The 25192-nt window shown below is 64.1% G+C and carries 20 protein-coding genes; 7 read left to right on the top strand and 13 right to left on the bottom strand.

The genetic code is table 11. The annotated features are described in order from the left end of the window. Positions 1–10: 10 nt before the first annotated feature. Together ACFX5Q_RS00865 and phnN are read left to right on the top strand one after the other, a co-directional pair. The gene (locus tag ACFX5Q_RS00865; protein WP_404274641.1) at positions 11–1150 is read left to right on the top strand and encodes an alpha-D-ribose 1-methylphosphonate 5-triphosphate diphosphatase; all 1140 of its coding nucleotides are present in this window, start codon (positions 11–13) and stop codon (positions 1148–1150) included. Beyond that, complete coding sequence (phnN, locus tag ACFX5Q_RS00870; RefSeq protein WP_404274642.1) at positions 1147–1776, top strand: phosphonate metabolism protein/1,5-bisphosphokinase (PRPP-forming) PhnN; 630 nt, start codon at positions 1147–1149, stop codon at positions 1774–1776. Before ACFX5Q_RS00865 ends, phnN begins: the two co-directional genes overlap by 4 nt. 211 nt (positions 1777–1987) lie before the next feature. On the opposite strand, the gene ACFX5Q_RS00875 is transcribed toward phnN, so the two are convergent. The 3 genes from ACFX5Q_RS00875 to ACFX5Q_RS00885 all read right to left on the bottom strand — a co-directional run bounded on the left by ACFX5Q_RS00875 (position 1988) and on the right by ACFX5Q_RS00885 (position 5713). Beyond that, a complete protein-coding gene (locus ACFX5Q_RS00875) occupies positions 1988–2983 on the bottom strand; it encodes an ABC transporter permease (protein ID WP_404274644.1) in 996 nt (331 codons plus the stop codon). Between the two features lie 83 nt (positions 2984–3066). Further along, the gene (locus tag ACFX5Q_RS00880; RefSeq protein ID WP_404275342.1) at positions 3067–4611 is read right to left on the bottom strand and encodes a sugar ABC transporter ATP-binding protein; all 1545 of its coding nucleotides are present in this window, start codon (positions 4609–4611) and stop codon (positions 3067–3069) included. Between the two features lie 139 nt (positions 4612–4750). Further along, entirely contained in the window at positions 4751–5713 is a 963-nt protein-coding gene (locus tag ACFX5Q_RS00885) for a sugar-binding protein (RefSeq protein WP_404274646.1), read from the bottom strand. A gap of 597 nt (positions 5714–6310) precedes the next feature. Between ACFX5Q_RS00885 and ACFX5Q_RS00890 the strand changes: the two genes are divergently transcribed. Together ACFX5Q_RS00890 and ACFX5Q_RS00895 are read left to right on the top strand one after the other, a co-directional pair. Continuing rightward, positions 6311–7423: a LacI family DNA-binding transcriptional regulator gene (locus ACFX5Q_RS00890; protein ID WP_404274648.1), complete on the top strand. Its 1113-nt coding sequence runs from the start codon at positions 6311–6313 to the stop codon at positions 7421–7423. Positions 7424–7499: 76 nt separating this feature from the next. Further along, positions 7500–8576 carry an NAD(P)H-dependent flavin oxidoreductase gene (locus ACFX5Q_RS00895; protein ID WP_404274649.1) on the top strand — a complete coding sequence of 359 codons (1077 nt, stop codon included), beginning with the start codon at positions 7500–7502 and terminating at the stop codon, positions 8574–8576. 47 nt (positions 8577–8623) lie between these two features. Here the strand turns inward: ACFX5Q_RS00895 and ACFX5Q_RS00900 are convergent, their stop codons facing one another. From ACFX5Q_RS00900 to ACFX5Q_RS00915, 4 genes are all read right to left on the bottom strand, one after another. Then, positions 8624–9379, bottom strand: a complete 756-nt coding sequence (locus ACFX5Q_RS00900) for an ATP-binding cassette domain-containing protein (RefSeq protein WP_404274651.1) — start codon at positions 9377–9379, stop codon at positions 8624–8626. Then, positions 9372–10427, bottom strand: coding sequence for a ribose ABC transporter (locus tag ACFX5Q_RS00905; protein WP_404274653.1), 1056 nt, complete (start codon positions 10425–10427; stop codon positions 9372–9374). The genes ACFX5Q_RS00900 and ACFX5Q_RS00905 overlap by 8 nt, the downstream gene beginning before the upstream one ends. Before the next feature lie 90 nt (positions 10428–10517). After that, a complete protein-coding gene (locus tag ACFX5Q_RS00910; RefSeq protein ID WP_404274654.1) occupies positions 10518–11498 on the bottom strand; it encodes an ABC transporter substrate-binding protein in 981 nt (326 codons plus the stop codon). Positions 11499–11901: 403 nt separating this feature from the next. Continuing rightward, positions 11902–12807 (bottom strand): sugar-binding transcriptional regulator, encoded by a 906-nt coding sequence (locus ACFX5Q_RS00915; RefSeq protein ID WP_404274655.1) that lies wholly within the window; start codon positions 12805–12807, stop codon positions 11902–11904. 173 nt (positions 12808–12980) lie between these two features. Between ACFX5Q_RS00915 and ACFX5Q_RS00920 the strand changes: the two genes are divergently transcribed. Together ACFX5Q_RS00920 and ACFX5Q_RS00925 are read left to right on the top strand one after the other, a co-directional pair. Next, on the top strand, positions 12981–13886 hold the full coding sequence (locus tag ACFX5Q_RS00920) for a tagatose-bisphosphate aldolase (RefSeq protein WP_404274657.1): 906 nt from the start codon (positions 12981–12983) through the stop codon (positions 13884–13886). Between the two features lie 215 nt (positions 13887–14101). After that, positions 14102–15604, top strand: a complete 1503-nt coding sequence (locus tag ACFX5Q_RS00925) for an ROK family protein (protein WP_404274658.1) — start codon at positions 14102–14104, stop codon at positions 15602–15604. Positions 15605–15805: 201 nt separating this feature from the next. Here the strand turns inward: ACFX5Q_RS00925 and ACFX5Q_RS00930 are convergent, their stop codons facing one another. From ACFX5Q_RS00930 to ACFX5Q_RS00955, 6 genes are all read right to left on the bottom strand, one after another. After that, positions 15806–16156, bottom strand: a complete 351-nt coding sequence (locus tag ACFX5Q_RS00930; RefSeq protein WP_404274660.1) for a hypothetical protein — start codon at positions 16154–16156, stop codon at positions 15806–15808. A gap of 678 nt (positions 16157–16834) precedes the next feature. Next, positions 16835–17770 carry a glycosyltransferase family 2 protein gene (locus tag ACFX5Q_RS00935; protein ID WP_404274661.1) on the bottom strand — a complete coding sequence of 312 codons (936 nt, stop codon included), beginning with the start codon at positions 17768–17770 and terminating at the stop codon, positions 16835–16837. Continuing rightward, positions 17680–18981 (bottom strand): lipopolysaccharide biosynthesis protein, encoded by a 1302-nt coding sequence (locus ACFX5Q_RS00940; protein WP_404274663.1) that lies wholly within the window; start codon positions 18979–18981, stop codon positions 17680–17682. The genes ACFX5Q_RS00935 and ACFX5Q_RS00940 overlap by 91 nt, the downstream gene beginning before the upstream one ends. 2 nt (positions 18982–18983) lie before the next feature. Further along, positions 18984–20051, bottom strand: a complete 1068-nt coding sequence (locus tag ACFX5Q_RS00945; protein WP_404274664.1) for a GNAT family N-acetyltransferase — start codon at positions 20049–20051, stop codon at positions 18984–18986. Next, positions 20044–20958, bottom strand: a complete 915-nt coding sequence (locus ACFX5Q_RS00950) for a phytanoyl-CoA dioxygenase family protein (protein ID WP_404274666.1) — start codon at positions 20956–20958, stop codon at positions 20044–20046. The genes ACFX5Q_RS00945 and ACFX5Q_RS00950 overlap by 8 nt, the downstream gene beginning before the upstream one ends. Positions 20959–20981: 23 nt before the next feature. Next, positions 20982–22304 (bottom strand): DegT/DnrJ/EryC1/StrS family aminotransferase, encoded by a 1323-nt coding sequence (locus tag ACFX5Q_RS00955; protein WP_404274668.1) that lies wholly within the window; start codon positions 22302–22304, stop codon positions 20982–20984. A 657-nt stretch (positions 22305–22961) separates the two neighbouring features. Here ACFX5Q_RS00955 and ACFX5Q_RS00960 point away from each other — a divergent pair. Further along, a complete protein-coding gene (locus ACFX5Q_RS00960; RefSeq protein WP_404274669.1) occupies positions 22962–25139 on the top strand; it encodes an adenylate/guanylate cyclase domain-containing protein in 2178 nt (725 codons plus the stop codon). The last annotated feature ends 53 nt before the right edge of the window (positions 25140–25192 follow it).

Below are 25192 nucleotides of genomic sequence, written 5' to 3' on the forward strand. Positions count from 1 at the left end.
ACTGCCTGAAATGACCGCCGAGACCGTTCTCACCAACGCCCGCATCGTGCTTGCCGACGAGATCGTCGAGGGCTCGCTCGTGCTGCGCGACGGCCTGATTGCCGCCATCGATCCCGGCGCCGCCCGCACCGGCGAGGACATGGGCGGCGACTACGTGATCCCCGGCCTGGTCGAACTCCACACCGACCATCTCGAGGGCCACTACGCGCCGCGGCCGAAAGTGCGCTGGAACCCGATCGCCGCCGTGCTTGCCCATGACGCGCAGGTGGCGACCGCCGGCATCACCACCGTGTTCGACGCCTTGCGCGTCGGCATGGACGAGGATGCCGACCTGAACTCCGCCGACATCCGCAAGCTGGCCGATGCGATCGAGGATAGCGTCGAGCAGGACCGGCTGCGGGCTGATCACTTCATCCATCTGCGCTGCGAAGTTTCGGCACCCGATTGCCTGAGGGCCTTCGCCAATTTCGAGACCGATAAGCGGGTGAAGCTGGCTTCGCTGATGGATCATGCGCCGGGACAGCGCCAGTTCGTCAATCTCGAGACCTATGCCTATTATTACCAGCGCAAGCTGAAGCTGACGGATCGCGCCTTTCAGAAGTTCTGCGAGAAGCGCATGGCGGAATCGGCCATGAACTCCGGTCCCAACCGCGTCTTCATCGCCGCCGCCTGCCATGAGCGCGGCATCGTGCTGGCGAGCCACGACGACGCCACCTCGGGCCATGTCGAGGCGGCGATCGAGCAGGGCGTGCGCGTTGCCGAATTCCCGACCACCGAGGAAGCGGCACGGACCTCGAAAGCGGCCGGGCTCGGCGTGCTGATGGGCGCGCCCAACGTCATGCGCGGCGCCTCGCATTCGGGCAACGTCTCGGCCCGCACGCTCGCCGGCGACGGCCTGCTCGACATATTGTCGTCGGATTACATTCCTTTCAGCCTGATCCAGTCGGCCTTCTTCCTCGGCGATGTCGTCGAGGGCATTTCGCTGCCGCAGGCGGTGGCCATGGTGTCGAAGAACCCGGCCGAGGCGGTCGGCCTCAGCGATCGCGGCGTCATCGAACAGGGCCGGCGCGCCGACCTGGTGCGCGTGCGCGTCGACGACCATGTGCCGGTCGTCCGCACCGTCTGGCGCCAGGGGCGCCGGGTCGCATGATGGTCTCGGCATTGATCGAACGCGAACTCTCCACCGACACCTTTCCGATCCGCCACGGCGTTTTTGTCGCCGTGGTCGGACCGAGCGGCGCCGGCAAAGACACGGTGATCGGCTTTGCCAAGGCGCGTTTCGCCGATGAGAGCCGGCTGGAGTTCGTGCGCCGGGTCATCACAAGGCCGAGCGATGCGGCGAGCGAGGACCACGACACGCTGGCCGACGCGGCCTTTGCCGAAGCCGAGGCCGACGGCGCCTTCGCCATTGCCTGGGAGGCGCATGGCCTGCGCTATGGCATTCCGGCCGATGTCGACTGGTCGGTCGCCAACGGCCAGGTCGCCGTCGCCAACGTGTCGCGCGGCATCATTCCGGTGTTGCGCGACCGCTACGCCAATCTGGCCGTCGTCGAGATCACCGCCACGCCGGAAATCCTCGCCGAGCGGTTGGCCATGCGCGGCCGCGAATCGCGCGGCGAGGTGCTGGCCCGCCTGGCGCGCAGCACATCGGTTGCGCTGTCCGGCCCCGACGTTACCTCGATCGACAACAGCGGCGCCCGCGAAGTGGCAGGCGAACGCTTCGCCGAAGTGCTGCGCAAGGCGATGGCGTTCTCCGACCTGTCGAGCATGATCTAGGACGCCTTTTTGCCTTCTCCCCTTGTGGGAGAAGGTGGATCGGCGCGCAGCGTCGAGACGGAAGAGGGGTGTTGGAGGAAACGCGGCGCGAGAAAATTGAAGGATCTTAATCGCTTACCTCTTCGAGGTGGCGATCCTTCCAACACCCCTCATCCGACCTCGCTTCGCGAGGCCACCTTCTCCCACAAGGGGAGAAGGGAGAGACAAGCAGCTACTCCGCCGGCGCGCCCGCCACGTTCTTGCGCGTGGCGTCGATCATCTGCCGCCGTGCCCGGAACACGCCCCATTGCTGGTCGACCAGCACGCCGATCAGGATCACCCCGCCCATCACCGCGAAGTTGAGTGAGGAGGGGATGCCGAGCAGATTGACGAGGTTCTGCAATTCCTGCAGCAGCACCGTGCCGAGGATGACGCCGATCAACGAGCCTTCGCCGCCGCGCAGCGAGAAGCCGCCGAGCACGGCCGCCGCAATGGCGTAGAGCTCGTAGAACTGCCCGTGGCTGGCCGGCGAGATCGAGCGCGTGTACATGGCGAAATAGATCGCCGACAGCGCCGTCAGCACGCCGCAGATGACGTAGGCCGCCATCACCACGCGCCCCGTGCGGATACCGGAATATTTCGCCGCTTCCTCGTTCTTGCCGATGGCGTAGAGATAGCGCCCGAACACCGAGCGGTGCAGCACCACCCACATCACGACTGAGATGACGATCAGCGCGATGAAGCTGTTCGGCACGCCGTAGCTGCGGCCGGCGGTAAGGAATTCAAGGTCCGGAAAATTCTGGCCGAAGCCGAAGCCAGCCGTGCCGTCGGCGGTGTAGAAGCGCGCCGCGCCGCGATAGATCAGCAAGCCGCAGAGCGTCACCACGAAGGGCTGCAGCTTCAGCCGCGTGATCAGCCAGCCATGCACCAGGCCGATGACGGCGCCGAGCGCAATGATCAGCACGAAGGCCAGCGGCCAATCCATCCCGCGCACGGCGATGAAGTCGATGAACAGAGTCCCGAGCAGCGCAACCACCGATCCCACAGACAATTCGATGCCGCCGGTGATGATGACGAAGGCCTGGCCGATCGACAGAATGCCGAACAGGCCGATCAGGTTCGAGGTGTTGGCAAGGTTGATCGGCAAGAGGAAGCGCGGATTGATGATCGCCACCACCGTTCCCACCACCAGGATGAGGATCAGCAGGCCGAGGTCTTTTTTGCTCATCGTCTTCTCCCCAATGCCTGCCTGAGCAGGTTCCGCAAAAGTGTTCTACGGTCTTGCGACCAGAACCTGCGGCGAAACAAAATCTAGTTCGGCTTCTTGCCGACCGCGAGCAGCAGCACGTTTTCCTGGCTGAAATAGTCCTTGTCGAGAATGCCCGAGATCTGGCCCTCATGCATGACGGCGATACGGTCCGAGACGCCGATCACCTCCTCCATGTCGCTGGAGATCATCAGCACGGCGACGCCGGCATCGGCCAGCGCCCGCATCAGCCCGTAGATTTCCGCTTTGGCGCCGATATCGATGCCGCGCGTCGGCTCGTCGAGGATCATCACCTTCGGGTTCATCGCCAGCCACTTGCCCAGCACCACTTTCTGCTGGTTGCCGCCCGACAGCGTGCCGGTGCGGGTCGCGACCGATGGCGCCTTGATGCCGAGATTTGCTTTCTGCTTCTCGGCGGTGGCGACCTCGGCGCTGGCCGAGACCAGCGAGCGCCGTGCATGCGCCGGCAGATTGGGCAGTGAGATGTTCTGCGCGATCGACAGATCGAGCAGGATGCCGGTCAGCTTGCGGTCCTCGGGCACCAGGAAGATGCCGCTGGCCACCGCATCCGCCGCCGAGCCGAGCGCGAGTTCCTTGCCGTCCAGCTTGACGCTGCCGCCGAAGCGTTCGTCGATGCCGAACAGCACGCGCGCCAGTTCGGTGCGGCCGGAGCCGACCAGGCCTGCAAGGCCGAGGATTTCGCCATGCCTGACGTCGAGATCGACGGGACGGTCGGGATAGGCGCTGGTGCGCACTGCCTTGGCCGAAAGCGCCACGCCGCCCGGCGGGCGCGCCGATTCGGCAGCCTTCTCGCGTTCCTTCAGCATGCGGCCGATCATCAGCTTGACCATCTGGTCGTGGTTGATGGTGCTTTTCGGCAATGTGCCGGCGAGCATGCCGTCCCGCAGCACGACGACGCGGTCGGCGACGCGCTCGACCTCATGCAGCCGGTGCGAGATGAAGATGACGCTGATGCCCTCCGCCTTCAGCGCCTTGATGACATCGAGCAATTTGTCGGTTTCGGCGAGCGGCAGGCTGGATGTCGGCTCGTCGAGGATCACCAGCCGCGCCTTGATCGACAGCGCCTTGGCGATCTCGACCATCTGCTGCTGGGCAAGCGACAGCGATGCCACCGGCGCATCGGCCGAGAAATTGGCGCCGACCCGCTTCAGCAGCGGCGCCACCATGGTGCGCAGCTTGGTGCGGTCGACCAGCTTCAGCGGCCCGGCGCGCAGCGGCTCGCGGCCGAAGAAGATGTTGGCGGCAACATCGAGGTTTTCGAACAGATTGAGTTCCTGGTGGACGAAGGCGATGCCGGAGCCGAGGCTGGCCTCGACGGTGAGCCCCTCATGCGCGACGCCGTCGACGGTGATGGTGCCGGTGTCCGGCCTCGTCACGCCGCCGAGGATCTTCATCAGCGTCGATTTGCCGGCGCCGTTTTCGCCGACCAGTCCGATCACCTCGCCCGGCCTCACCTCCATCGAAAACCCGTCCAGCGCCACCACGCCGGGATAGGTCTTGCGCACGCTCTCCAGGCTCAGAAACGGAGCGACCGTGGATGCAACGATGGATGTGTCGGAATAATTCATCACGCCATGATTCATCGCGCTTGCCAGCAGCCGGTAGGCCCCAGAACGACCCCTTCAGCAGACTGACGGGCCTTCGCAGGCCCGTCAATACGAACGCCGGCTCAAGGCAGTCCCTTGAGCCGGCGCAATTGTTCTCGTCCTAGTTTCCGGACATCGCCTTGAGGTTGGCGGCGTAGGCGTCGACATCGTCCTTGCCGATGATCTTGGTCGGGATGATGATCAGCCCATCGGCCGGAACGCCCGACTTGTCGCCCTTGAGATAGGCGGCCATCAGCTTCATGCCCTGATAGGCCCATTCGAAGGGCTGCTGCACGACGGTGGCGGCCACGGTGCCTTCCTTGACGCCGCCCAGCGTGATCGGATCGTCGTCGAAGCCGACGACGGTGATCGAGCCGAGCTTGCCGGCGTCGCGCAGCGCTTCATAGATGCGCGGCGTGTTGTAGGAGTAGAAGCCGACCATGCAGGTGACGTCTGGGCTGGCAACCAGCGCGTCCTCGACATTCTTCTTGGCGCGGGCCTGGTCGATGTCGTCGCCGCGCACGTCGATCAGTTCGATCTTGGTGCCGGTGAGCCCGTCCTTCATGCCCTGGATGCGCTCCTTGGCGTTGTCGGCGCCGAGCAGGCCGACGAAGCCGAGACACTTGCCGCCGTTCGGCATGGCCTTCTTGGCGATCTCGGCCGCCTGCTTGCCGGCATCGACATTGGACGAGCCGATATAGGCAACGCGCTTGGTCTGCGGGGCGTCGCTGTCGGTGGTGAACAGCGCCGTTTCCGAAGCGATCTTGTTCAGCCCGTCGGTCGAGGTCTTCGGGTCTACGGCCGACACCATGATCGCCTTGACGCCTGCGGTCACCAGATCGTCCATCAGCCGCTGCTGGATGGCGACCGACGACTGCTCGGGATACTTCAGCTCGAGATTGTAGTCGGGCAGTTCGCCCTGCGCCTTCTTCACGCCGGCTTCCGCCGCCTTCCAGAAGTCGGACGCGCCGTTGACGACGAAGGCCAGCGTCGGCTTGTCGTCGGCGCGCGCGATTGCGCTCGCCGACAGGCCGAGAGCCAAGGCCGCGGCGGCGATGGATGCGGTACGGATCACAGATTTCATGTTCAACCTCCCTTTTGAAACTCATCGCTGATGTCTCGGCTGCGGCCCGGACGCCCTCCTCCTCGAGGGTCTGACAGCAAAAGAACGGCGCCAATCCAGCCGCGACCGAAACACTAGACACTCATTTGTCGTTCGTAAATAGTCCGATTTGTCTGACATTTTCGTGAGTGCGCGGCGGGCTTTTTCCGGGGCAATCCGGACGGGTGGCGCGCCACGCATCGGGTCTCGTCGCGACCGGTCCGAACCCGGATCGGTCACGACGAGTTGACAGTAGAACGCTTACGACTATTAGTAAATAGTATTAGTCATGGTGCTGGGAAGGACGCGTCGCGGGGCGGAGGAGGTCGGTGCCGCGGGGAACGTCAGGGAGGAAGGACGGCGGCGGCGCCATGGCTGCTGCTGCGCGAAAAGCTTGAGAAAATCACCGTTTTTGCGGTCTCGACCAGTTGTTTTCGTCGCCATGCGGCGCTACTGGCACAGAACGCTTCGCGTATGATAATAGTTATAATCGTGCATCTCCGATTAATGGGCCTGATTGAAACCGCCTTGCCGTCGATGCCGGCCTAACGGGGCCGGACTTTGGGAAACGATGCCGACATGAGCGAACCGACGGAACTGCGCGATCCCCCGGAGGCCTCCAGGCGTCGCAAGCCGTCCGCCAGAGGTCCCAAGGGTCGCGTCACCATGACCGACATCGCGAGAGCCGCCGGCTGCTCGCAGGCGACGGTGTCCTTCGTGCTCAACAATTCGCCGGGCATCCGGCTGTCGCAGCAGACGCGCGACCGGGTGATCGAGGCGGCGCGGACGCTCGGCTATGCCGCGCCGGCCTTCTCCGCCTTGCGTGCGCCCGTCACCCCGTTCGAGGGCTTGGACGGCGTCATTGGCTTTGCCGTCGACCAGCTCGCCACCAGTCCGGAAGCGGTGGTAGCCATCGAAGGCGCGCGCCAGGCCTCGTGGAATGCCGGCAATGTGCTCCTGGTGGCGCAGACCATGGGCGACGCCGTCATGGAGCCGAGGGCTATCCAGGCGCTCACCAGGCGCGGCATCTCGGCGCTGATCTACATGACCATCTTCACCCGCGAAATCACCGCGCCGGACTTCCTCTACAGCCTCGACATCCCGGTCATCCTGCTCAACTGCTATACGGCCGACTATGCCTTCCCCGCCGTGGTGCCCTCCGAGATCGCCGGCGGCCAGAGTTCGACCCGCCATCTGATCGGCCATGGCCACCGCCGCATCGCCACCATCACTGGCGAGCCGTGGATGCAGGCGGCGCAGGATAGGCTCAAGGGCTACCGCCGCGCACTCGCCACCGCCGACATCCCCTTCGACCCGGAACTGGTGGTCGAGGGCGACTGGTCGGCCAGTGCGGGTTATGCAGCGACCGTCAAGCTGCTGGCGCTCAAGGATCGCCCGACCGCGATCTTCTGCCAGAACGACCGCACCGCCATCGGCTGCTACGAGGCGCTGAAGGAGGCCGGCCTGCACATCCCGCAGGATATTTCCGTGGTCGGCTACGACGACGAGGAAATCGCCCGCCACCTCTTCCCGCCGCTGACGACATCGATCCTGCCGCACATGGCGATGGGCCAATGGGCGATCGAGCAGCTGGAAGCGCCGCCTACGCCCGGACGAGGGCGGTATCCGATCACAAAGCTCGAATGCCCGCTGGTGGAGCGGGAGTCGGTGGCGGCTGTGGCGTCCGCATAATTCCGGTGACCCGACCCCATCGCAGGCCTATGCTGGCATCGCGTGCGATCCTCACTTGGGTACCGGAAAGACGCTCATGTGGCCGAACCGTCGTTTATGCGATCTGCTGAAGATCGAGCATCCGATCATCCAGGCCCCTATGGCTGGTTCGGCGACGCCCGAGCTCGCCGCGGCAGTGAGCAATGCCGGCGGATTGGGATCGCTAGGCTGCGCATCGATGCCGCCGGATGGTCTGCATGAAGCGGTTCGCAAGGTCAGAGCGGGGACCAATCATCCGTTCAACCTAAATTTCTTCGCTCATCCGCAACCCCGCACGAGTGATGCCGTCCTGGCCCAGACCATGGACAGGCTGCGCCCTTACTACGAGGAGCTGTCTCTCGGCGCGCCGCCGGCAAGGCTGCCATCGCTGGGACCGGGCTTCGACGAGGCCAGGCTCGAACTCGTGCTCGAGGTCCGCTCACCTGTCGTCAGTTTCCACTTTGGCATACCGGACGCGACAGCGATCGGCCGGCTGAAGCAGGCCGGACTCGTGATCATCAGCACCGCGACGAACGTCGCCGAGGCGCGCAAGCTCGCCGAGGCCGGCATCGACGCCGTCATCGCCCAGGGATGGGAAGCGGGCGGGCATCGCGGCTCTCACGTTCCGACCGATCCAGGTGACGGCGTGGGAACGATGGCGCTGGTTCCCCAAATCGTGGATGCCATCGATCTCCCGGTCATTGCCGCGGGAGGCATTGCCGACGGCCGAGGCATAGCGGCTGCTTTTGCCCTTGGCGCCAGCGGCGTGCAGATCGGCACCGGCTTTCTGTCCTGTGACGAGGCCGGCACGGATGCGCCGCGCCGCGCCCTGATCCGCTCCGCGACCGACATGGATACAATGGTCAGCAATGCCTTTTCCGGCCGCGCTGCACGGACGAAGCGCACGCGTTACGCCCTGGAGATGGAAGAGAGCCGAACGCGCCTGCCGGATTTCCCGCAAATGTATTCGCTCAGTGCGCCGCTCGGCGATGCCGGGCACGCAAAGGGGAATGGAGATTTCGATTTTCACCTGTACGGGCAAGCAGCAGCGCTGAACAAAGAGCTTCCGGCTGGGCAGTTGATGCGCACGCTTGTCGCCGAAACGAAGGCGATATTCGACGCCCTCTCGGCATAATGCGATGGCAGGACCGCGAGGCGGCCCGGTTCGAAACCGGCCTTCGCCTACCCACCGACCATCAGCTTGACGACTTCGTCGTGGTTGGTTTCCGAGATCTTGCGCTCGCCGGCCTGGACGCCGCGCCTGAGGATGACGATGCGGTCGGAGACGGCGAAAATGTCCTGCAGATTGTGCGAGATAAAGATCACGCCACGGCCTTGCGCCTTGAGCTGGTGGATCAGCGAAATCACCTTGCGCTGCTCGGGCACGCCAAGGGCTGCGGTCGGTTCGTCCATGATCAGGATCTGCGCGTCCCAATAGACGGCGCGGCCGATGGCGACGGCCTGGCGTTGACCGCCGGAGAAATTGCTGACCGGCGCATCGAGCCGGCTGACATGGAAATCGAGCCGCCCCATCGTCTGCTTGGCGGCAACCGCCATCGCCTTGCGGTCGAGCACCGGCAGGAAGCCGAAGGCTTTACGCATCGGTTCGCGGCCAAGGAAGATGTTGGCGCCGATCGACAGATTGTCGGCCAGCGCCAGGTCCTGGTAGATGGTCTCGATGCCCTTCTCACGCGCCTCCTGCGGCGTCGAAAAGCTCACCGGCTGGCCCCTGAGCAGGATCTCGCCGCCGGTCGGCTGGAAGACGCCGGAAATCGCCTTGATCAGCGTCGTCTTGCCGGCGCCGTTGTCGCCGGCCAGCGCCACCACTTCGCCCGGCCGCACGACCATGGAGAAATCGTTCAAGGCGCGGACGGCTCCAAAATGCTTGGAAAGGTTGCGGACCTCCAGCAGGGGCGTGGTCTGTTCCTGACTATTCATCCTGGCGGGCTCCACTGAACCGGCGTTGCGCCTGGTCGATAAGGACGGAAATGATGATGACGAGGCCGACGGCGATGAACTGCCAGAACGGCTCGACATTGACGAAGACCAGCCCGTACTGGATGACCGCGATCACCAGCGCGCCGGCGACGGTGCCGAAGATGGTGCCAGAGCCGCCGAACAGGCTGGCGCCGCCGATGACGACGGCAGCCACGCTGTCGAGCAGCAAGGGTTCGCCGGCCTGCGCCGCGCCCGCGGTGAAGCGCGCCGCGTAGAGCGCGCCGCCGAGGCCGGCGCACATCGCCGACAGCACATAGAGGCGAAGGATGTGCCCCCTGATGTCGATGCCGGCACGGCTCGCCGCCTGCACATTGGCGCCGATGGCGTAATTGTGCTGGCCGAACCGGGTCTGGCTCAGGATGTAGTGCATCACCACGACGAAGACGGCGGTGATCATGACAAGATAGGGCACGCCGTGGAACTTGCCGTTGCCGAGCAGCGCGAACCAGGAATTCTGCACCGGCACCGTCGTGCCGCCAGCAAGGAGATAGGCGGCACCGCGCGCCACGCCGAACATGCCGAGCGTGCCGATGAAGGGCGGAATTCTCAGCCGCGAGATCAGCAGGCCGTTGATGATACCCGGCACGCCGGCAACGATCACGGCAGCCAGAATACCTGCCAGCATGGCCAGTGGCAGCGGGATGGCGGCTCCCGCCATGTTCGTGGCATGGGCGGCGACGACGGCCGCAAGGCCCATGATGAAGCCGAGCGAGAGGTCGATGCCGCCCGAAATGATGACGAAGGTCTGGCCGGTCGCAAGCAGCAGCGGCGCCACGGCAAAGATCGCTATGGATTGCACGTTGAACGGGTTGAGAACGAAGGTGGCGCCGAAGGCGAGCCGCGACCAGACCTCGAAACAGATGATCAGGCCGGCGAGGAACAGCCAGGCACGTCCATCGGCGATACGTGCGATCAGGCTTCTTGTGGGATCACCGTGGTCCGCCTGGGGGGCAACATGCGTTTCACCGCTTGATGATGTTGAGGTCATGAATGGATCCGATCCGCGGCGCCGCCTAAAGCAGGGTCCAGGGCGCAGGTCCCCTCCCGGCGCGCCGGAAGGAGACCTGGCTGACTGGACTTATTCGGAATAAAGATACTTCGAGATGTTCGGGTCGGCGATGTTGGACTTGTCCATGATCGTGAAGCCGGTGCCGATCGCAACCGGGATCGAATTGCCGGTCAGATGGGCATAGGCTGAAACGACGCCAAAATAGCCGATCTCGGCGGGATGCTGGGCAATCGCAACGTCGACCAGGCCCGTGTTGATGTTGTCGACGATGCTGGTCGGCGCGTCGAACGCCACGACCTTGACTGTGCCAGTCTGCCCAGCTTGCTGAACGCCATTCGCCGCGCCGAGCGCGGAGAACAGGTTGGCGCCGAACACGCCAACGAGATCGGGATTGCGCGCGAACACGGCCTGCAGCTGCGAGGCGGCCTTGTTGGCGTCGTTGTCGTTGAACTGCGTTTCGAGCACGGTGATGCCGGGATGGTTGGCCGCCATCTCTTTCTTGAAGCCCTCTTCGCGCTGGTCGGTGGTCGAAATGCCAGGCTTCACGTTTGAAACGTAGACCTTGCCCTTGTCGCCGATAGCGGTGGCCAGTGCCCGCGCGGCAATCTCGCCGCCGAGGATGTTGTCCGACGCGATGTAGGACAGCGGGAAATCAGCGTCGCCGGCGCCGGTCTGGTAGACGCCGCTGCCGATGAAGGTGTCGACGGTGATCACCGGAATGCCGGCATCGCTGGCCTTGCGCAGCGGCTCGACCAGCTGGACTTTGTCGGTCGGCGCGATCAGGATCGCGTCCGGCTTCTTGGCGATGACCGCGTCAAGCACGGGAACCTGCGTTACCGGGTTGAAGTCCGGGGCGCCCTGGAAGACCAGGTTGACGCCGAGCGCATCAGCCGCCGCCTGGGCGCCCTTGCGCATGGTGATGTAGAAACCGTCGGTGGTCAGGCCAGGAATGAGCGCAATGGTGTACTTCTTGTCCTGCGCCGACGCAGGCGCGATCAGCGCCGATGCCGAGATGGCGAGCGCCGCGAGCGCGGCAACGATCTTCTTCATGAATTCCTCCTCATGGTGGTTGGCAGATATGTTGTGGACACTGGAATGGCCGTCGATCTCGGATCGCGACCATGGTGAAACGGATTTCACCTGACTGGCTGTTGCGGGCGGCTTTCCTCCCAAGCGCTCCTGTCGTCAGTCCAGCCAGTCGAAACCGGCCATTGTGATGTCAGCGGTCTCGTCCCCCGCCTCCGCAAGGTCGACAAAACCGCGCCGCCCGGCACGCATTCGCACCGGGTTGGCACAGTTGTAACACTTTGCTGAAATAAATTGCAAGCGGCACTTTGGCGGGCCGAACCGCCGCGATTTCCAGATCGGACACCATCTGTCTGCTCCGCAGAGCCCCGCCTGGGCGACTATCGCCCCAACCCGTCTACGGCACAACGGGTGATTTTCGCGGGCGCTATCGCGGCAACAGCGCCTCAAGGATGGCCTGCGCCGTCTTGGTGTCGGTGACGAGAGCATTGATCAGCTTGGCACGCGCGGCACCGATGATCGCCGTCGCTTTCTCCGGCCCGGCGGCAACGCCGATCACCAGCGGAATGGCGCGCAGCTGGGCCGGCGACATGGCGATCATCCGGCTTTCCCCTTCCCACGAGATGAGCGTGCCTTCGGCATCGAAATAGTGGCGAAGGACGTCTCCGGCGGCCTGGAACAGCGCCTGCTCGCTGAGCGTCGCCGCACTTGCCTCCGGCGGGTTGATGGCATGCGGCAGACCGACGCCGACGACCGCCACATCGGTCCGGTCCCAGAGGGCCACGCTGTCGCTGATCGCCGCATCGCCGAGGAAGACACCGCGCAGTTCGGTCGACGGCAGATAGGGCGCATGGATGAAATGCGGCGTGCCGCCGAACTCCTCGGCCGCCAGCCGCACGAACTCGTTTATCTGGAAATGCGCCGCCTGCTGCTGCATGCCGCCGGTGGCGGCGACGGTGAGCACGCCGGGAATGCGCGGCAGGCCGGCGCGGATCACCTCACGGATGGCGCGCCCCCAGCCGATGGCGACCACCGAGCCGGCCGAAAGCTCCGTCTGCCTGAGCAGGCCGCCCAGCGGCGCTGCCAGCGCCGTCAGCACGCCAACTGCCGGCGTCTCGACGACGGCCGCGTCGCGCAGCCCCAGTCCCTCGATCAGCTGCGCGGTGACAGCTTCGGGCGTGACGATGTCGAGCACCTCGATGCGCACGATGCCCTCCGCCCGCGCCCGCTGCAGCAGGCGCGAAATGGTGGCGGTCGAGACTCCCAGCCGCCGCGCGATATCGACCTGCGACATCTCCGCCTCATAGTGCAGCTTGGCGACCGTATGCAGCATCGTGCGCGATGCGGTCGCATCCTGGATGGGAGGAACAGACAGCTTGCAATTCCTTTCAGCAATGTGTTACAGACCTGCCGACCACGGGAGTTATCGCCCAAATTTGGCAAAGCCGCAACTTGGGCTCGCTTCCATATCGCGTCCCGAGGGCGCCAGGATCGGACAAAAAGACCATGACCAGGATGACCACCGCGGAGCGGCGCGGCTACCAGCAGATATGCGGCAGGGACGGGGCGATGATGGCCGTCGCCTGCGACCAGCGTGGTGGCATGCGCACCTTGCTGGCGTCGGATCCGGAGGAGCAGGCCAAAATCACCAACGACATGCTGGGCGACACCAAGGCCGACATCACGCGCTACCTCGCCAGCGAGGCGTCCTGCGTGCTGCTCGACCCGCTCTGCGCGGTGCCGCGGGTCGTCGACGAAGGCGTGCTGAACCGCGACACGGCTTTGCTCATCGGTCTCGACGCCTCGGGCTTCGACGTCTCGCCCGACGGCTACCGCCTGTCGCGCCTCGTGCCCGGCATCAACGCGCGCCGCGTGCGCGAGCTTGGCGGCACCGGCGGCAAGATCATGGTGTATCTCAGGGCCGACAAGCCGGAAGCCAACGAGCACAATATCGCCATCCTCAACCAGTGCATCGCCGACTTCGCGCAGGAGGACTTGCTGCTCGTCGTCGAATTCCTCACCTACCAGCTCGAGGGCGAAAGCGTCGAAGACTACACCGCCAGGATCCCCTCGCTGATCGAAGAGGGCACGCGGATTTCGCTGCAGTGCGGGGCAAAGGTGCTCAAGCTTCCCTATCCCGGCACGCCGGATGCCTGCGCCAGGATCACCAGGCTGGCCGGCGACGTGCCATGGGCAGTGCTGTCGGCCGGCGTCAACCATTCGACCTTCCTCGGCCAGGTCGAGATCGCCATGATGAACGGTGCGTCGGGCGTCATCGCCGGCCGCTCGCTGTGGAAGGATTGCATCTCGCTCGACCGTGACGTGCAGCGCGAGAAGCTGAAGACCGTCGCCGTGTCGCGGTTGCGCGAGATCCAGGCGGTGATCGGCAACTACCGGCGCAAAGCCGCCTAAGGCATGCTGATATTCAGGTGATGCCGGCCTGCAAACGATGGCTTCCTGCGCTTCCGGTGCTCACGTACTTAAAGTACGCTCCGCTCCGGTTCTCGGAAACCACCGCTTTCGGCTCGGCCTGACCTGAATCTCAACATGCCTTGGAGCGCTCTTTGGTCAAAATAGCCGGAGCGCTTTTTCCACCGGCTATCGGCGCCAGACAAGCACGAGACGTCATGCGACAAAAATCGATGGCCATAGGGATCGATATCGGCGGCACCAATCTGCGTGCCGCCCGCATCTCCGCCACGGGCGAAATCCTCAAGCGCATCTCCGAGAAAAGCGCGCCCGACCCGGAGCTGGTGCTCGGCCGCATCGCCGACATGGTGCACCAGCTCGATGCTCCGGAAGTGGCGGCGATCGGCATCGGCGTTCCCGGCCGCGTCGATGCGCGGCGCGGCACGGTGCTCTCCGGCGGCTATGTCGATCTCGCTTCGGTCGCCCTGGCGCAGCGGCTGGAAAGCATGGCGGGCAAGCCCGTCATCATCGACAATGACTGCAACATGGCGCTGACAGCCGAAATGGCCCGGGGCGCTGCCGTCGGCCACGACAATATCGTCATGTTCACCATCGGCACCGGCATCGGCGGTGCGGTGGCGGAAGCTCGGCGCATCGTGCGCGGCAAGGCGACGGCCGGCCAGCTCGGCCATATCGCCGTCGACCTCGATGGCGAAGCCTGCAAATGCGGCCGCCGCGGCTGCGTCGAAACCACCAGCTCGGGCACCGCCCTTGGCCGCCACATTATCAGCGCCGGTCTCGGCCCCGAAGTCACGGTCGACCAGCTCTTTGCCCGCGACGCCGCCGGCGACGCGCTGGCGCGCGGCATACTGGACGCCTGGGCAAGGCCGCTGCGCGCCGCAATCGACACGGCGGTCGCTATGTTCAACCCGGACCTGGTTCTGCTCGGCGGCGGACTGGGTGGGGCGGCACACAGGGCGCTCGCCAACGCGCCGGCTCTCGCGCCCTGGTACCAGGCGCCGGTGCAGCCGGCCCTGCTCGGCGACGATGCCGGCGTGATTGGCGCCGGCCTGCAGGCGCTTGCGGCTGAGGGCGCGGACACAGCGACCACGGGCGCGCGCCGGGTCATGACACCGGCCAAGACGGCACCTGCTCCAGCTTCACCCTCGGCTCGGCGTGCCGTGCCTAACCGGCGCGCCGTGCTGGTCAACGGCATCCCCGCTTCGGGCAAAAGCACGGTCTCGCGCGGCATTGCCAAGCGCATGGGCTGGCCGCTGCTGGCGCTGGACACGATCAAGAACCCGTTTTTGGAAGTGCTCGGCGGCGGCGACCGCGAGTTCAACCGAACGCTCGGCCGCGCCAGCTACCAGGCCATCTGGTCGCTCGTCGGCGAGGCCCCGTCGGGCAGTATCTTTGTCGTCGACGCCTGGTTCGGCTTCCAGCCGCGCCAGGTGCTCGAGGATCATCTGAAGCGAGCAGGCGTCGTTGAGACCGCCGAGATCTGGTGCCATGCGCCGGGCGAAATCCTGGCCGAACGCTACCGCGCCCGCCTCGACCAGCGCCTTCCCGGCCATCCGGGTGCTGCCTACATCCCTGAACTGATCGAGCTGGCCAAACGCGCCGAGCCGCTGCGCCGCGGCCCGCTCTGCGACGTCGACACGACGCAACCGATCGATTTCGACGCCCTGACGGCGTGGCTGCGCACGACGCTCCCATCCTAGACAGGGTTATCGCACAAGGGAGGCCCCCGGCCGCTTTGCGGCCACCTTCTCCGAGAGAGAAGAGACGAGCATCGACGCCGGCGACCTCCTCCCCTCGGAGAGAGGTCGGATTGCTCCGAATTGCCCTTTGCAATTCGGTTGGCAATCCGGGTGAGGGGGCACTTGTCCTTACACCTGGCGTCGTAGGCGTCACGACTGCCGCTAGAACCAGCGCTCCCGGCGCGGCTCGCTGGCGCTAAGCGCCAGACCCAGCAGCAGGCCCGCCGCACCGCCCAGGATGAAGGCGGACGACACGGTGCCCGGATTGTCGTGGACGACACCCGACACCGATTGTGCCCTGCTGCGCAGCGCCTGCGCGGTGCGGGAGGCGCGCTCGGTGGCATTGTCATACCAGCCATTGGCCTCCTCGACCGCCTCTTCGGCCCGCTCGGCCAGCGTCCGGTTGATCTTGCTGATCTCGCGCTTCAGCTGCGCGACCTGCTTTTCCAGGACTTCCTGAGCCTCGCGCTGCGTCATTCTCGGTGCCGTGGTTTCGTTCGGGTCGTCGGCCATTGTTGTCTCCTTTGCTGAAGGGCTTCTGGGGTCAACGGCGAGCCGCGGCGCAAGGTTCCCAACTGACAGGCAACCAACCTCTGGGGCCTTGGCCCCAGCCTCGACTGCCGGAGGTTTCAACACAGCCGCTGGAGCATGATCCCGAAAAGATCATGCTCCAGCACTGGGAGAGAGTCCCATCCCGATCAAATCGGGATGGGACAAGGATCTAGAACCCGTAGAAGACCCAGACATGCCGGCGATAGCACCGCCTGCGCCGATAGCCATGGCGCCAATAGCTGCGGCAGTACCGTCTCCAGACGCGACGCCTGCGGCGGCGATAATGGCGGCGATGCCAGCGGCGATGATAGACAGGCTCCACATCCGCCTGCGTTCCGTCATCATCGAAGGGCCCCGTCTCCGGCGCGTCGAGCTCATCGAGAATGCCGGGCCCGACATTCGGAACCCCGGCCACCGCATTGAGTGGTCGAACCGTGCTGGCAAGGGCAGCGGCCCCCGCAACACCAAACATTGCCGTCAAGAATGATCGCCGATCCATCAAAAACCTCCCGATCTCCAACCAGCGAAACAAGGCTAGCAAAAGGGGAAATAGCGCGGCGGAGGCGAAAGCCTAGGGGGCGGGCTTGGAGGACGGATTGGCGGGGCTGGCGGGAGCTCGATTGCTCTCTACCGCCTAGACTAGGCGCGCCGCGCAGTGGCGTGATTGTAGAGCCACTGAAGAAAGGCATAGCCGTGCGGGCTGATGTCCAGCATGCGCAGCCTGCGGCGGATCCGGCGTTCAGCACGCAGAAGCGCCTCTTCCTGCTGAGGAAGGTAGGGGCGTAACATCTCGAATGCGGCGAGCTTGTCGGCGAGCATGCGTTTGGTTCCGTAGACAAGCGTCACGCTGTCGCGATGGATTCGATGTGCCGCCATGACGTCGTCGATGAAGCCGACTTTGCCGCCGCGCGCCGTCAGGATATTCAAAAGCCAGGCGGCAGAGGCGACAGTCGTTGTTCGATACCATCCCGGCAACGAATCGAGCGCGGCTTTGCGAACCATTGTGGCGCTCTTGGGGGTAAAGTTGACGTTCAGCAACCGGTCGATGTCATAGACGGCATCGCCCACACCAGGTCGGACCGAAAGCTGGCGCGTTCCGTCTTCGCAGACATGCTCGACCCGGTGGGCGGAAATCGCGCATTCCGGGTGCGCGTCCATGAATTCGACCTGCCTCTGCAGTTTGAACCGGTCCGTCCAATAGTCATCGCCATCGAGAAAGGCGACGTACTCGCCCTGAGCCGCGTCGATCGTTGCCATGACATTCGACAGGCCAAAGTCGCCGTAGTTCGACTTGGCGCGCAGCAGCTTCACGCGGTCCGGCGCGCCGGCGTGGATGTCCTCGAGCACCTCCAGCGTGCCGTCCGTCGAGGCGTCGTCGCCAACGATGACCTCGATGGGGAAACGGGTTTCCTGCTGAAGCGTACTTTCGACGGCCTGTCGGATGTAGTCGACTTGCTGGAACGTGACGACGGAGACCGAGAGTTTCATACGACAGCGTCCGACTGCCTCGTACGCGGCAGATTGTACAACAGGCCAAGCGTGACCACGATCAGATGCGAAGCGAAAATCAGGCACATCGCAATGCCAGCACCGGTCAGAGCCAGCCGGGGGATGAGGGTGAAGGAGGTCAATACCGCGACCAGCGCGACGACGGCGTACTGAGCCGCGAGCCACCAAAAGCGGCGCGATGCGACCATTCCGAACTTCAGCACGTCGGCGATGCATCGCAGGGTCGCGGCGCCGATCAGCCATACGAACAGGTTCCCCTGGGCCGCGAACTCGGTTGTGTAGACCAAGCCGAGGATCACGTCACCGAACGCGGCCGCGATCGCGACGGCCAACGTTCCGAATGCCGCTACGCCCAGGACGAAACGTCCAAGCAGGCCGACGAAACCCGCGCGGTTACCCGCCGCATGATAGTGCGCGAGCCGAACGCTGACCGCTATTCCCATCGAGTTGACCACCCGGTTCGGCGACATCGAGAGTGCGGTCAGCGCGGCGAACAAACCCAGGGCCGACAGGCCGAGCGCGCTTTCCACGACGAGCCGCGGGAGATAGACCGCGATCATCACCAGTACGGTGGCGAAGGCGAGCGGAAGCGCTTGCAGGGCGAGCCCCTGAAGGGCGCCCCTGTCCCAGATTGGCCTGACCGTTTCCAAACTGCGCAGTTTTGCGCATCTGCGACCCATGGGCACGTCGTAGAAAGCGAGGACCAGAAGTTGCGCAAGAAACTGGCCGAACACCGCGACCACAAGCGAGCCTGTGGCCCAGTAGCCGGCCGACAGGAACAGCAGCGAGAGCGGACCGAGCAGACAAAGCGAACGGCCGATGTAGTTCATCCGCTCGTGCGCCTGGAAGAGGCCGTGGACCATGTCCGAAACCAGCTCCATGCATCGGGTCAGCGCATAGAGGACGACGACCCAGATGACGACGGCGGAATTGCTCTGGAGAATCCCGCTCGCCACCATGAGCACCAGAGCGACGCCGGCGGCCACCAGCCGCAGCGCGAGATAGTTGCCGAAGAGATAGGGCCCACTTGTGCTGCTCGAGTGGATTTCGCGCAGACCCATCTTGGCCACCTCGCCGATCGGGATGCACAATGCCTGCGCGAGCGCATAGATGCCGACGGTCATCGGATCGGACAGCTTCGCCAGCAACATGAGCGCGAGCCACATCGAAAGGGATGAGAACAGACGCCCGATAAAGACCGACCGGAAATTGCCAAGGATGGAGCGACGTCCGCCGTCCACATGGTCTTGATCGGCGGCGAAGTGCGGGGTGGCCAACATCAGTGTCCGGTGGCGACTGCGATCGGGGCGCGATAGGCGGGGAAGTATCCGACGTCCGGCGCGGCATCCCCGCAATGTGCGCACAGCAGCGCGCGGTAGGCGGACTTGTCCAGGATCCAGCGGCCGACCTTGAAATCGTGGCGGACCGAGGAGAACCGGGCCTTGAACGCGAAAAGCGAATCCTCGTGGCCCCCGCGACCTGCCCCCAGGTGCAGTCGTGTCGCGCCCAGCGACCGGGCGATATCAGCGACGCCGTCGAGGAGGCCCTTGAGCGGCGACAGGGCGCGGAACTTCGCGTTCACGCCCGTGAGGTGCGCCTCCGCGATGTCTCCGCACACGGTGAGAAGCAGGATCGCTGCCGCTTCGCCCTCGACTTTCGCGACGGTCAGATGTGCGAGACTTCCAAGCGCGTCGCGCAGCGCCTCGAAGTAGCGGTCCGAGAACATATAGCGCTCCGAGGCCTCGTTGTTCCGCATCGTCGCGCGGTAGAGCTCGGCGAAGGTCGGATACGTGGACCATTCGCTGTCCCGCTCCACCACGAGACCGGCACGCTCCGATTCCTTGATCTCCTGCCTCAGCACCTTCGGGTAGAGCCGGCGCCTGGTTTCGCGATCATGCGTCAGGTCGATCGAGACGCTGCGCCCAAGGTGAAACACTTCTCCTCCCGGCGTCAATTCGTCGCCGTGGAAGCCCTCGCAGTGGCGCCAGTTCTGCAGCAGCGGATGAAACCGCGTGAACAGCGTGACGAGCTCCTGATCCGCCCAGGCAGCGCGGATTTCCGACCATGCCCTCGCCCGAAACTCGGTGTCGTCCAGTCCCAGCCCGACCGGACCGGTGTAGCCGTAGACCGAGTTTGCGTCGGTCCGGCCATCCTCGAACGAGGCGACGTACGGCCACGCCATGAACCGCTCAGGGGTGCCGTGAACGACCATCCACGCGCGCCCCTCTCCCATTCTCTCGGCGAAGGCATGATAGGCCGCACGGTGATAAAAATCGTGTGGTGCGCGGCCCAGCCATTCATCCCATGCAGGGTCGCTCGGCGAAAGCAGGACCGTCGGATCAGGCATGCTTCACGTTCCGGGCCTTGCCGGGCCAGATCTCGGGAAATATTTCTGGATCGGAATAGTCCGGCCTTCCCGCGCGATCGGGCCGACAGAGCTGGTCGTGCGGCAGGACGATTGCCATGCCATTTGCCGAGGTGAGCGGCTGGTAGGTGTTCGCCGCGTCCTGCATATGGACCGCCACGGCGAAGCGCGGGTGCGTCGCCCGGTTCGGAGCGCTCGCGTGCAGCGCCCGCATGTGGTGGAAGCTGACCTGCCCCTTCTTGAGCTGCATGGGTGTGATCAGGTGTTCCGGGATCGCCCGGCCCATGCGCTGTTCGATACTGTCGAGGTCCGGGTCGTTGAAACCACGCAGATGTTCACACTCCGGCCATAGATGGCTTCCGTCGATGACGTAGAGCGTGCCGTTCTTCACTTCTGCGTCGTGCAGCGGGATCCAGGCAGTCAGCATGCTCATTGAAGTGCAGGTGGACCAGTAGGAGTGGTCGGTGTGCCAGCCGACTACCGTCGCGCCAACCGCGCCAGCGGCGGGCGGCTTGTAGATCGCCTGGTCGTCGAACAGCCTGATCGCCGGGGCTCGCGCCAGTCGGGCCGCGATCGCTCCCAGCACGGGCTGCATCACAAGCTCCCGTACACCGTCATTCTGAAGCGAGCAGAATTCGTTGTTGCGGACGCCGTCGCCGTCGCCGGGCCGCCAGTCGCTGAACTTCGCCTTGCGCGGCAGGGTTCGGTCGCGTTTACCGGCGTGGTGTGCCTCGATCGCCAGCCGCGCCGAGTCGAGAAGCGCGTCCGGGAGCACCTGGGGCGCTATGTGCCAGCCAGTTCTTTCGTAGCGCGCCACGTCCTCTTCAGTCGGCAGCAGTGCCTCGTCGACGAGTTCGCGACCGCGCAGGTTCATCTCGTTGGTCGTCATCCTCGGCTCCTTTGGTCCGCAATCTATTGGCGCAGAAACGGCGGCAAGCGTGGGTCGTGGCATTGAGCCAGCGCCGCACGAACCGCGGGCGCCTGTCGCACGATCGCCGCGATCCTGGATGTCAGCCGCTCCACCTCCGCTTCGCTGACTTGCATTCCGGTGGGCAGTACCATTACGCGCTTGGCGATCTCCTCGGTAACCGGCAGGGTTCGACCCGCCTGCGGAAAAAGGCCAGTGTAGGGCTGCATGCGATGGCAGCCTGGATAGAAGTAACGACGGGCGACAACGTTCTCGAGGCGCAGCGCAGCGACGAGCTCATCGCGGGTCAATCCGGCCGTGGCGGCGTCGATCTCGGTGACGATGTAGTGGTAGTTGTGCTGCTGGTTCATCCGCCGCGACATCAGGCTGATCCCGGGGATCGCCTGAAGGCCGGAGGCGTAGGCCGCATAGTTGCGCCGATTGTGCGCGATAATGGCATCCATCGACTCGAGCGACGTCAGGCCCATGGCGGCCGATGCCTCGCTCATCTTCCCGTTGGTGCCGAGGTGCTTGACGGTGTCCTCGTCCGAGAACCCGAAATTCACCATCAGCCTTAGCCTTCCGGCGAGGTCACTGTCGTCGGTGACGATCGCGCCGCCTTCAAGGGCATGGACGCACTTGGTCGCGTGGAAGCTGAAGACCTCCGCGTCACCGTAGCCGCCGACCGCACGCTTTTTGGTGCCGCAGCCGAAGGCGTGCGCGGCGTCGAAGAGCAGTTTCAGGCCGTGGCGCTGCGCGATGTCCTCCAGCGCGTGGGTCGCGCACGTGTTTCCCCACATATGTACGGCCAGGATACCCGTGGTACGCGATGTAATGGCAGCCTCGACGCTGTCGGGGTCGAGGCAGTGGGTCTTGGGGTTGATATCGCAGAATACGGGTCGCAGGCCCTGACGCCATAGGGCGTGCACGGTTGCCACGAAAGTGTAGGAGGGAACGATGACGTCTCCCGCCATACCCAATGCGCTGATGGCCAGCTCAACGCCGACCGTTGCGTTGCAGGTGGCAATGCAATGACGGGTGCCGGCAATCCTCGCGACGCGCTCCTCAAACTCAAGCAGCATCGGACCGCGGTTTGTCAGGCGCCCGCTATCGAACATTCGGTCGATGCGACCCATGAAGGTGGCCCGATCGGGCATGTTGGGCCGCCCGACGAGCAGCATCTCCGCGAAGGCCGGCTTGGCACCCAGCAGAGCGACATCTGCGTTGCGTCCCGGGATCGCAAAGACCTTCGCAGAGTACCTTCGCCCAGGAACCACCGGAACGGGGGGCGCGATCATGTCCTGCTTGGAAACCGTGTGAGACGCCATGCAACAACCCCCCACCCAAGGAAGTTTACAAACTTCGATAGTCCCCGCAATATGCTGAAAGTTCTCCTGGCCACTGTAGTTCTTGGGTCCAGACGCGTTCTCGTTGCGTCAACAATTACTTGCGCGCGGCAAGGCGTCGGACCCTCATTTTGTTATGGTTTCTAGTCTGTCCCAATTCCCCCTAACCTTAAACTTATCCTTTTAGCGTAGCCGGACTACCTCTGCCGCGACGATCCTTAGCCTGGCGGCTGCAGAAGTGATTTGCCAGCTGCCTTGCCGCGGAGACTTCTCCCTGCCGGATGCCCGCCTGGTGGTTGTGCTTCCGCTCGGCGGGCGCTTTAGGGAGACGAGCCGCCGAGCCCGCCGCCTCTTCCTCTTCTTCGCTCAGGAACAGGCCGTCGAAGCTGGCGCACACGCGCGTTGCCGGGCGGCGGCGACCTCGCGCCAGGCCGGCAGCGCGACAAGCCAATGGTATGCGGTCTGGGATGACCGGGCAGGGGTCGAAAGCGGAGCGGCAGCTTCGGGATTTGGGATGGCGATAGCGAACGTTTGTAGGAAGGCGTGAAGTCTCGATCTGACCCGAAGCTGAGCAGCCCTAGGCTCAGGAGCAAAACTCGCCTAACATGACAGCGAGCGTGCCCCACGTCTGGAGCTGGCATGCAGCGCAAGCTTGCAGCGATTCTTGCCACCGACGTCGTTGGCTACAGCCGCCTTATGGAAGCGGATGAAGCCGATACATTGGCGCGCCTGAATAGCACGCGAGAGAACTTGATCGATCCGAAAATCGCAGCTCACAATGGGCGAATCGTCAAGCTCATGGGTGATGGTACGCTGGTAGAGTTCCCGAGCGTTGTTGATGCAGTCACCTGCGCCGTCGAAATCCAGCGCACCATGGCAGAGTGCAATGCCGAACTGCCGAAAGAAAAACAGCTCGAATTCCGCATTGGCATCAACCTTGGCGACATCATCATCGAAGGGGCGGACATCTACGGTGATGGGGTGAATGTGGCGGCGAGGCTCGAAGGGTTGGCGCCGCCGGGAGGCGTGTTGATTTCGGGAACAGCATTTGATCAGGTCGAGAGGAAGCTGGACTACGGGTTCGAGTTTTTGGGCGAACAGCGTGTCAAGAACATCGAGAAGCCCGTTCGCCTCTACCGAGTGGACCCGCGCACCCCGGATATCTCAGGAAGTCGCAAACCTGACGGAACGCGGCGCTGGATCGCAGTCGCGGCCACAGTATTGATTCTGATCGTCGCGGGGCTGGTGCTTTGGCAGCGCTTTGGTGACGATCTCGTTCGACCCGGTGACGTGGCCTCGCAATCGAAGATGGCGTTGCCGCTGCCCGATAAGCCGTCAGTCGCCGTGCTCCCGTTCACCAACATGTCCACCGAAGCTGGTCAGGAAGCTTTCACCGACGGCATGACTGATGACTTGATCACCGACCTTTCCAAGGTTTCCGGCCTCTTCGTGATCGCGCGAAACTCGACATTCGTTTACCGCGGCAAGCCGGTAAAAATCAGCCAGGTCGCCGAAGAACTTGGCGTGCGTTACGTCCTCGAAGGTAGCGTCCGTCGCGCCGGCGGGCAGGTGCGAGTCAACGCCCAGCTCATCGATGCCCTCACCGGCGGGCATGTGTGGGCAGACAGGTTCGATGGAAACGTCGCCGATATTTTTGCGGTCCAGGACGTTTTTGTCGCAAAGATCGTCGAAGCGTTGAAGGTCAATCTCACCACCACCGAAAAAACGGAAATTGCCCGCGCCAAGCCGGACAACATTGCAGCCAAGGAAGCTTTCGAAGGGGGTTGGAGCCTTTATCTCCGTTACAACGCAAAGGACACAGCTGCCGCCATCACTTCCTTGAAAAAAGCAACCGAGCTTGATCCCGAATATGGGCGAGCTTATGCCGCCCTGGCGCTGGCCTACTTCCGCGTCGTTGAATCACTCTGGGGTAAAGAACTCGGTAGGGATGAACCATATTTCTGGTGGGGAGCTCATGATTACGTAGAGCTGGCCAAGAAATATCCAACGTCACTGTCTTATACGGTCGAGGCATTGCGGGACGTTTATCAAGGTCTGGCCGAAGATGCACGCAGGAATGCCGGTCGAGCGATTGCATTGGATCCCAACGACCCCGAGGCACACATCGCAACGGCTTGGGCGCTGACGATCTCAGGCGAACCTGCCGAGGCGCTGAATTTCGTCGCGACCGCCATGCGGCTCAACCCGAACTATCCAAGCCACTACGTTCTCGCTCGTGGATTGGCGCTTTTTGCAATGGGCGATCTGAAACAAGCGGCTGAGGTGTTCGGAGAAGGCGTCAAGCGAAACCCAGACGCAACTGCGCTCTTTCTACCTCTCAGTTCCGTGCTGGCGCAGCTCGGTCGCCGGGAAGAAGCGAGACAAATGCTACTGAAGTTCCGACCGGGCGTAGATCAGAAAGGACTCGAAAACCTTCCCGACACCTTACACCTCTCGTTCAAATGGGATTATGAACACGCAAGCGTCCGGGAGCGCCTGAATGACGGTGTCCGTATCGCTGCGCTGCCGCTGGACGTCACCGTTACGAGCCTGGAAGCAGAGCTTGAGACCGGCAATTTATTTTCCCAGCTATACGCAACGAGGCGACTGGGTTGGTTTGGACCAGCGGCAGCACAAGCCGTTCCGGCTCTGGTTGAGGCGCTCAAGGTTGAGCATCTCCGCCGGGAGACCATCGAGGCGCTGGGAAAGATCGGGCCTCCGGCACGAGCTGCGATACCTGCGCTCGTGGCACTCCAGAATGAAGCTCTGGTTGGCGTTTACGCAAAGGACGCGCTGTCCAAAATCAGAGGCAATTGATGGACCCTGGACGCGCGCCAGGGATTTCCGCTTGTGGCAACTCGGACCTCCGC

This window comes from Mesorhizobium sp. IMUNJ 23033, assembly GCF_044778005.1.
In the GTDB taxonomy this organism is placed as follows: Bacteria; Pseudomonadota; Alphaproteobacteria; order Rhizobiales; family Rhizobiaceae; genus Mesorhizobium; species Mesorhizobium amorphae_A.

Bases quoted from the DNA above. Each gene is read 5' to 3' on its own strand.
- ACFX5Q_RS00865 (WP_404274641.1), top strand. From the start codon at position 11: ATGACCGCCGAGACCGTTCTCACCAACGCCCGCATCGTGCTTGCCGAC.
- phnN (WP_404274642.1), top strand. From the start codon at position 1,147: ATGATGGTCTCGGCATTGATCGAACGCGAACTCTCCACCGACACCTTT.
- ACFX5Q_RS00875 (WP_404274644.1), bottom strand. From the start codon at position 2,983: ATGAGCAAAAAAGACCTCGGCCTGCTGATCCTCATCCTGGTGGTGGGA.
- ACFX5Q_RS00880 (WP_404275342.1), bottom strand. From the start codon at position 4,611: ATGAATTATTCCGACACATCCATCGTTGCATCCACGGTCGCTCCGTTT.
- ACFX5Q_RS00885 (WP_404274646.1), bottom strand. From the start codon at position 5,713: ATGAAATCTGTGATCCGTACCGCATCCATCGCCGCCGCGGCCTTGGCT.
- ACFX5Q_RS00890 (WP_404274648.1), top strand. From the start codon at position 6,311: ATGAGCGAACCGACGGAACTGCGCGATCCCCCGGAGGCCTCCAGGCGT.
- ACFX5Q_RS00895 (WP_404274649.1), top strand. From the start codon at position 7,500: ATGTGGCCGAACCGTCGTTTATGCGATCTGCTGAAGATCGAGCATCCG.
- ACFX5Q_RS00900 (WP_404274651.1), bottom strand. From the start codon at position 9,379: ATGAATAGTCAGGAACAGACCACGCCCCTGCTGGAGGTCCGCAACCTT.
- ACFX5Q_RS00905 (WP_404274653.1), bottom strand. From the start codon at position 10,427: ATGACCTCAACATCATCAAGCGGTGAAACGCATGTTGCCCCCCAGGCG.
- ACFX5Q_RS00910 (WP_404274654.1), bottom strand. From the start codon at position 11,498: ATGAAGAAGATCGTTGCCGCGCTCGCGGCGCTCGCCATCTCGGCATCG.
- ACFX5Q_RS00915 (WP_404274655.1), bottom strand. From the start codon at position 12,807: ATGCTGCATACGGTCGCCAAGCTGCACTATGAGGCGGAGATGTCGCAG.
- ACFX5Q_RS00920 (WP_404274657.1), top strand. From the start codon at position 12,981: ATGACCAGGATGACCACCGCGGAGCGGCGCGGCTACCAGCAGATATGC.
- ACFX5Q_RS00925 (WP_404274658.1), top strand. From the start codon at position 14,102: ATGCGACAAAAATCGATGGCCATAGGGATCGATATCGGCGGCACCAAT.
- ACFX5Q_RS00930 (WP_404274660.1), bottom strand. From the start codon at position 16,156: ATGGCCGACGACCCGAACGAAACCACGGCACCGAGAATGACGCAGCGC.
- ACFX5Q_RS00945 (WP_404274664.1), bottom strand. From the start codon at position 20,051: ATGCCTGATCCGACGGTCCTGCTTTCGCCGAGCGACCCTGCATGGGAT.
- ACFX5Q_RS00950 (WP_404274666.1), bottom strand. From the start codon at position 20,958: ATGACGACCAACGAGATGAACCTGCGCGGTCGCGAACTCGTCGACGAG.
- ACFX5Q_RS00955 (WP_404274668.1), bottom strand. From the start codon at position 22,304: ATGGCGTCTCACACGGTTTCCAAGCAGGACATGATCGCGCCCCCCGTT.
- ACFX5Q_RS00960 (WP_404274669.1), top strand. From the start codon at position 22,962: ATGCAGCGCAAGCTTGCAGCGATTCTTGCCACCGACGTCGTTGGCTAC.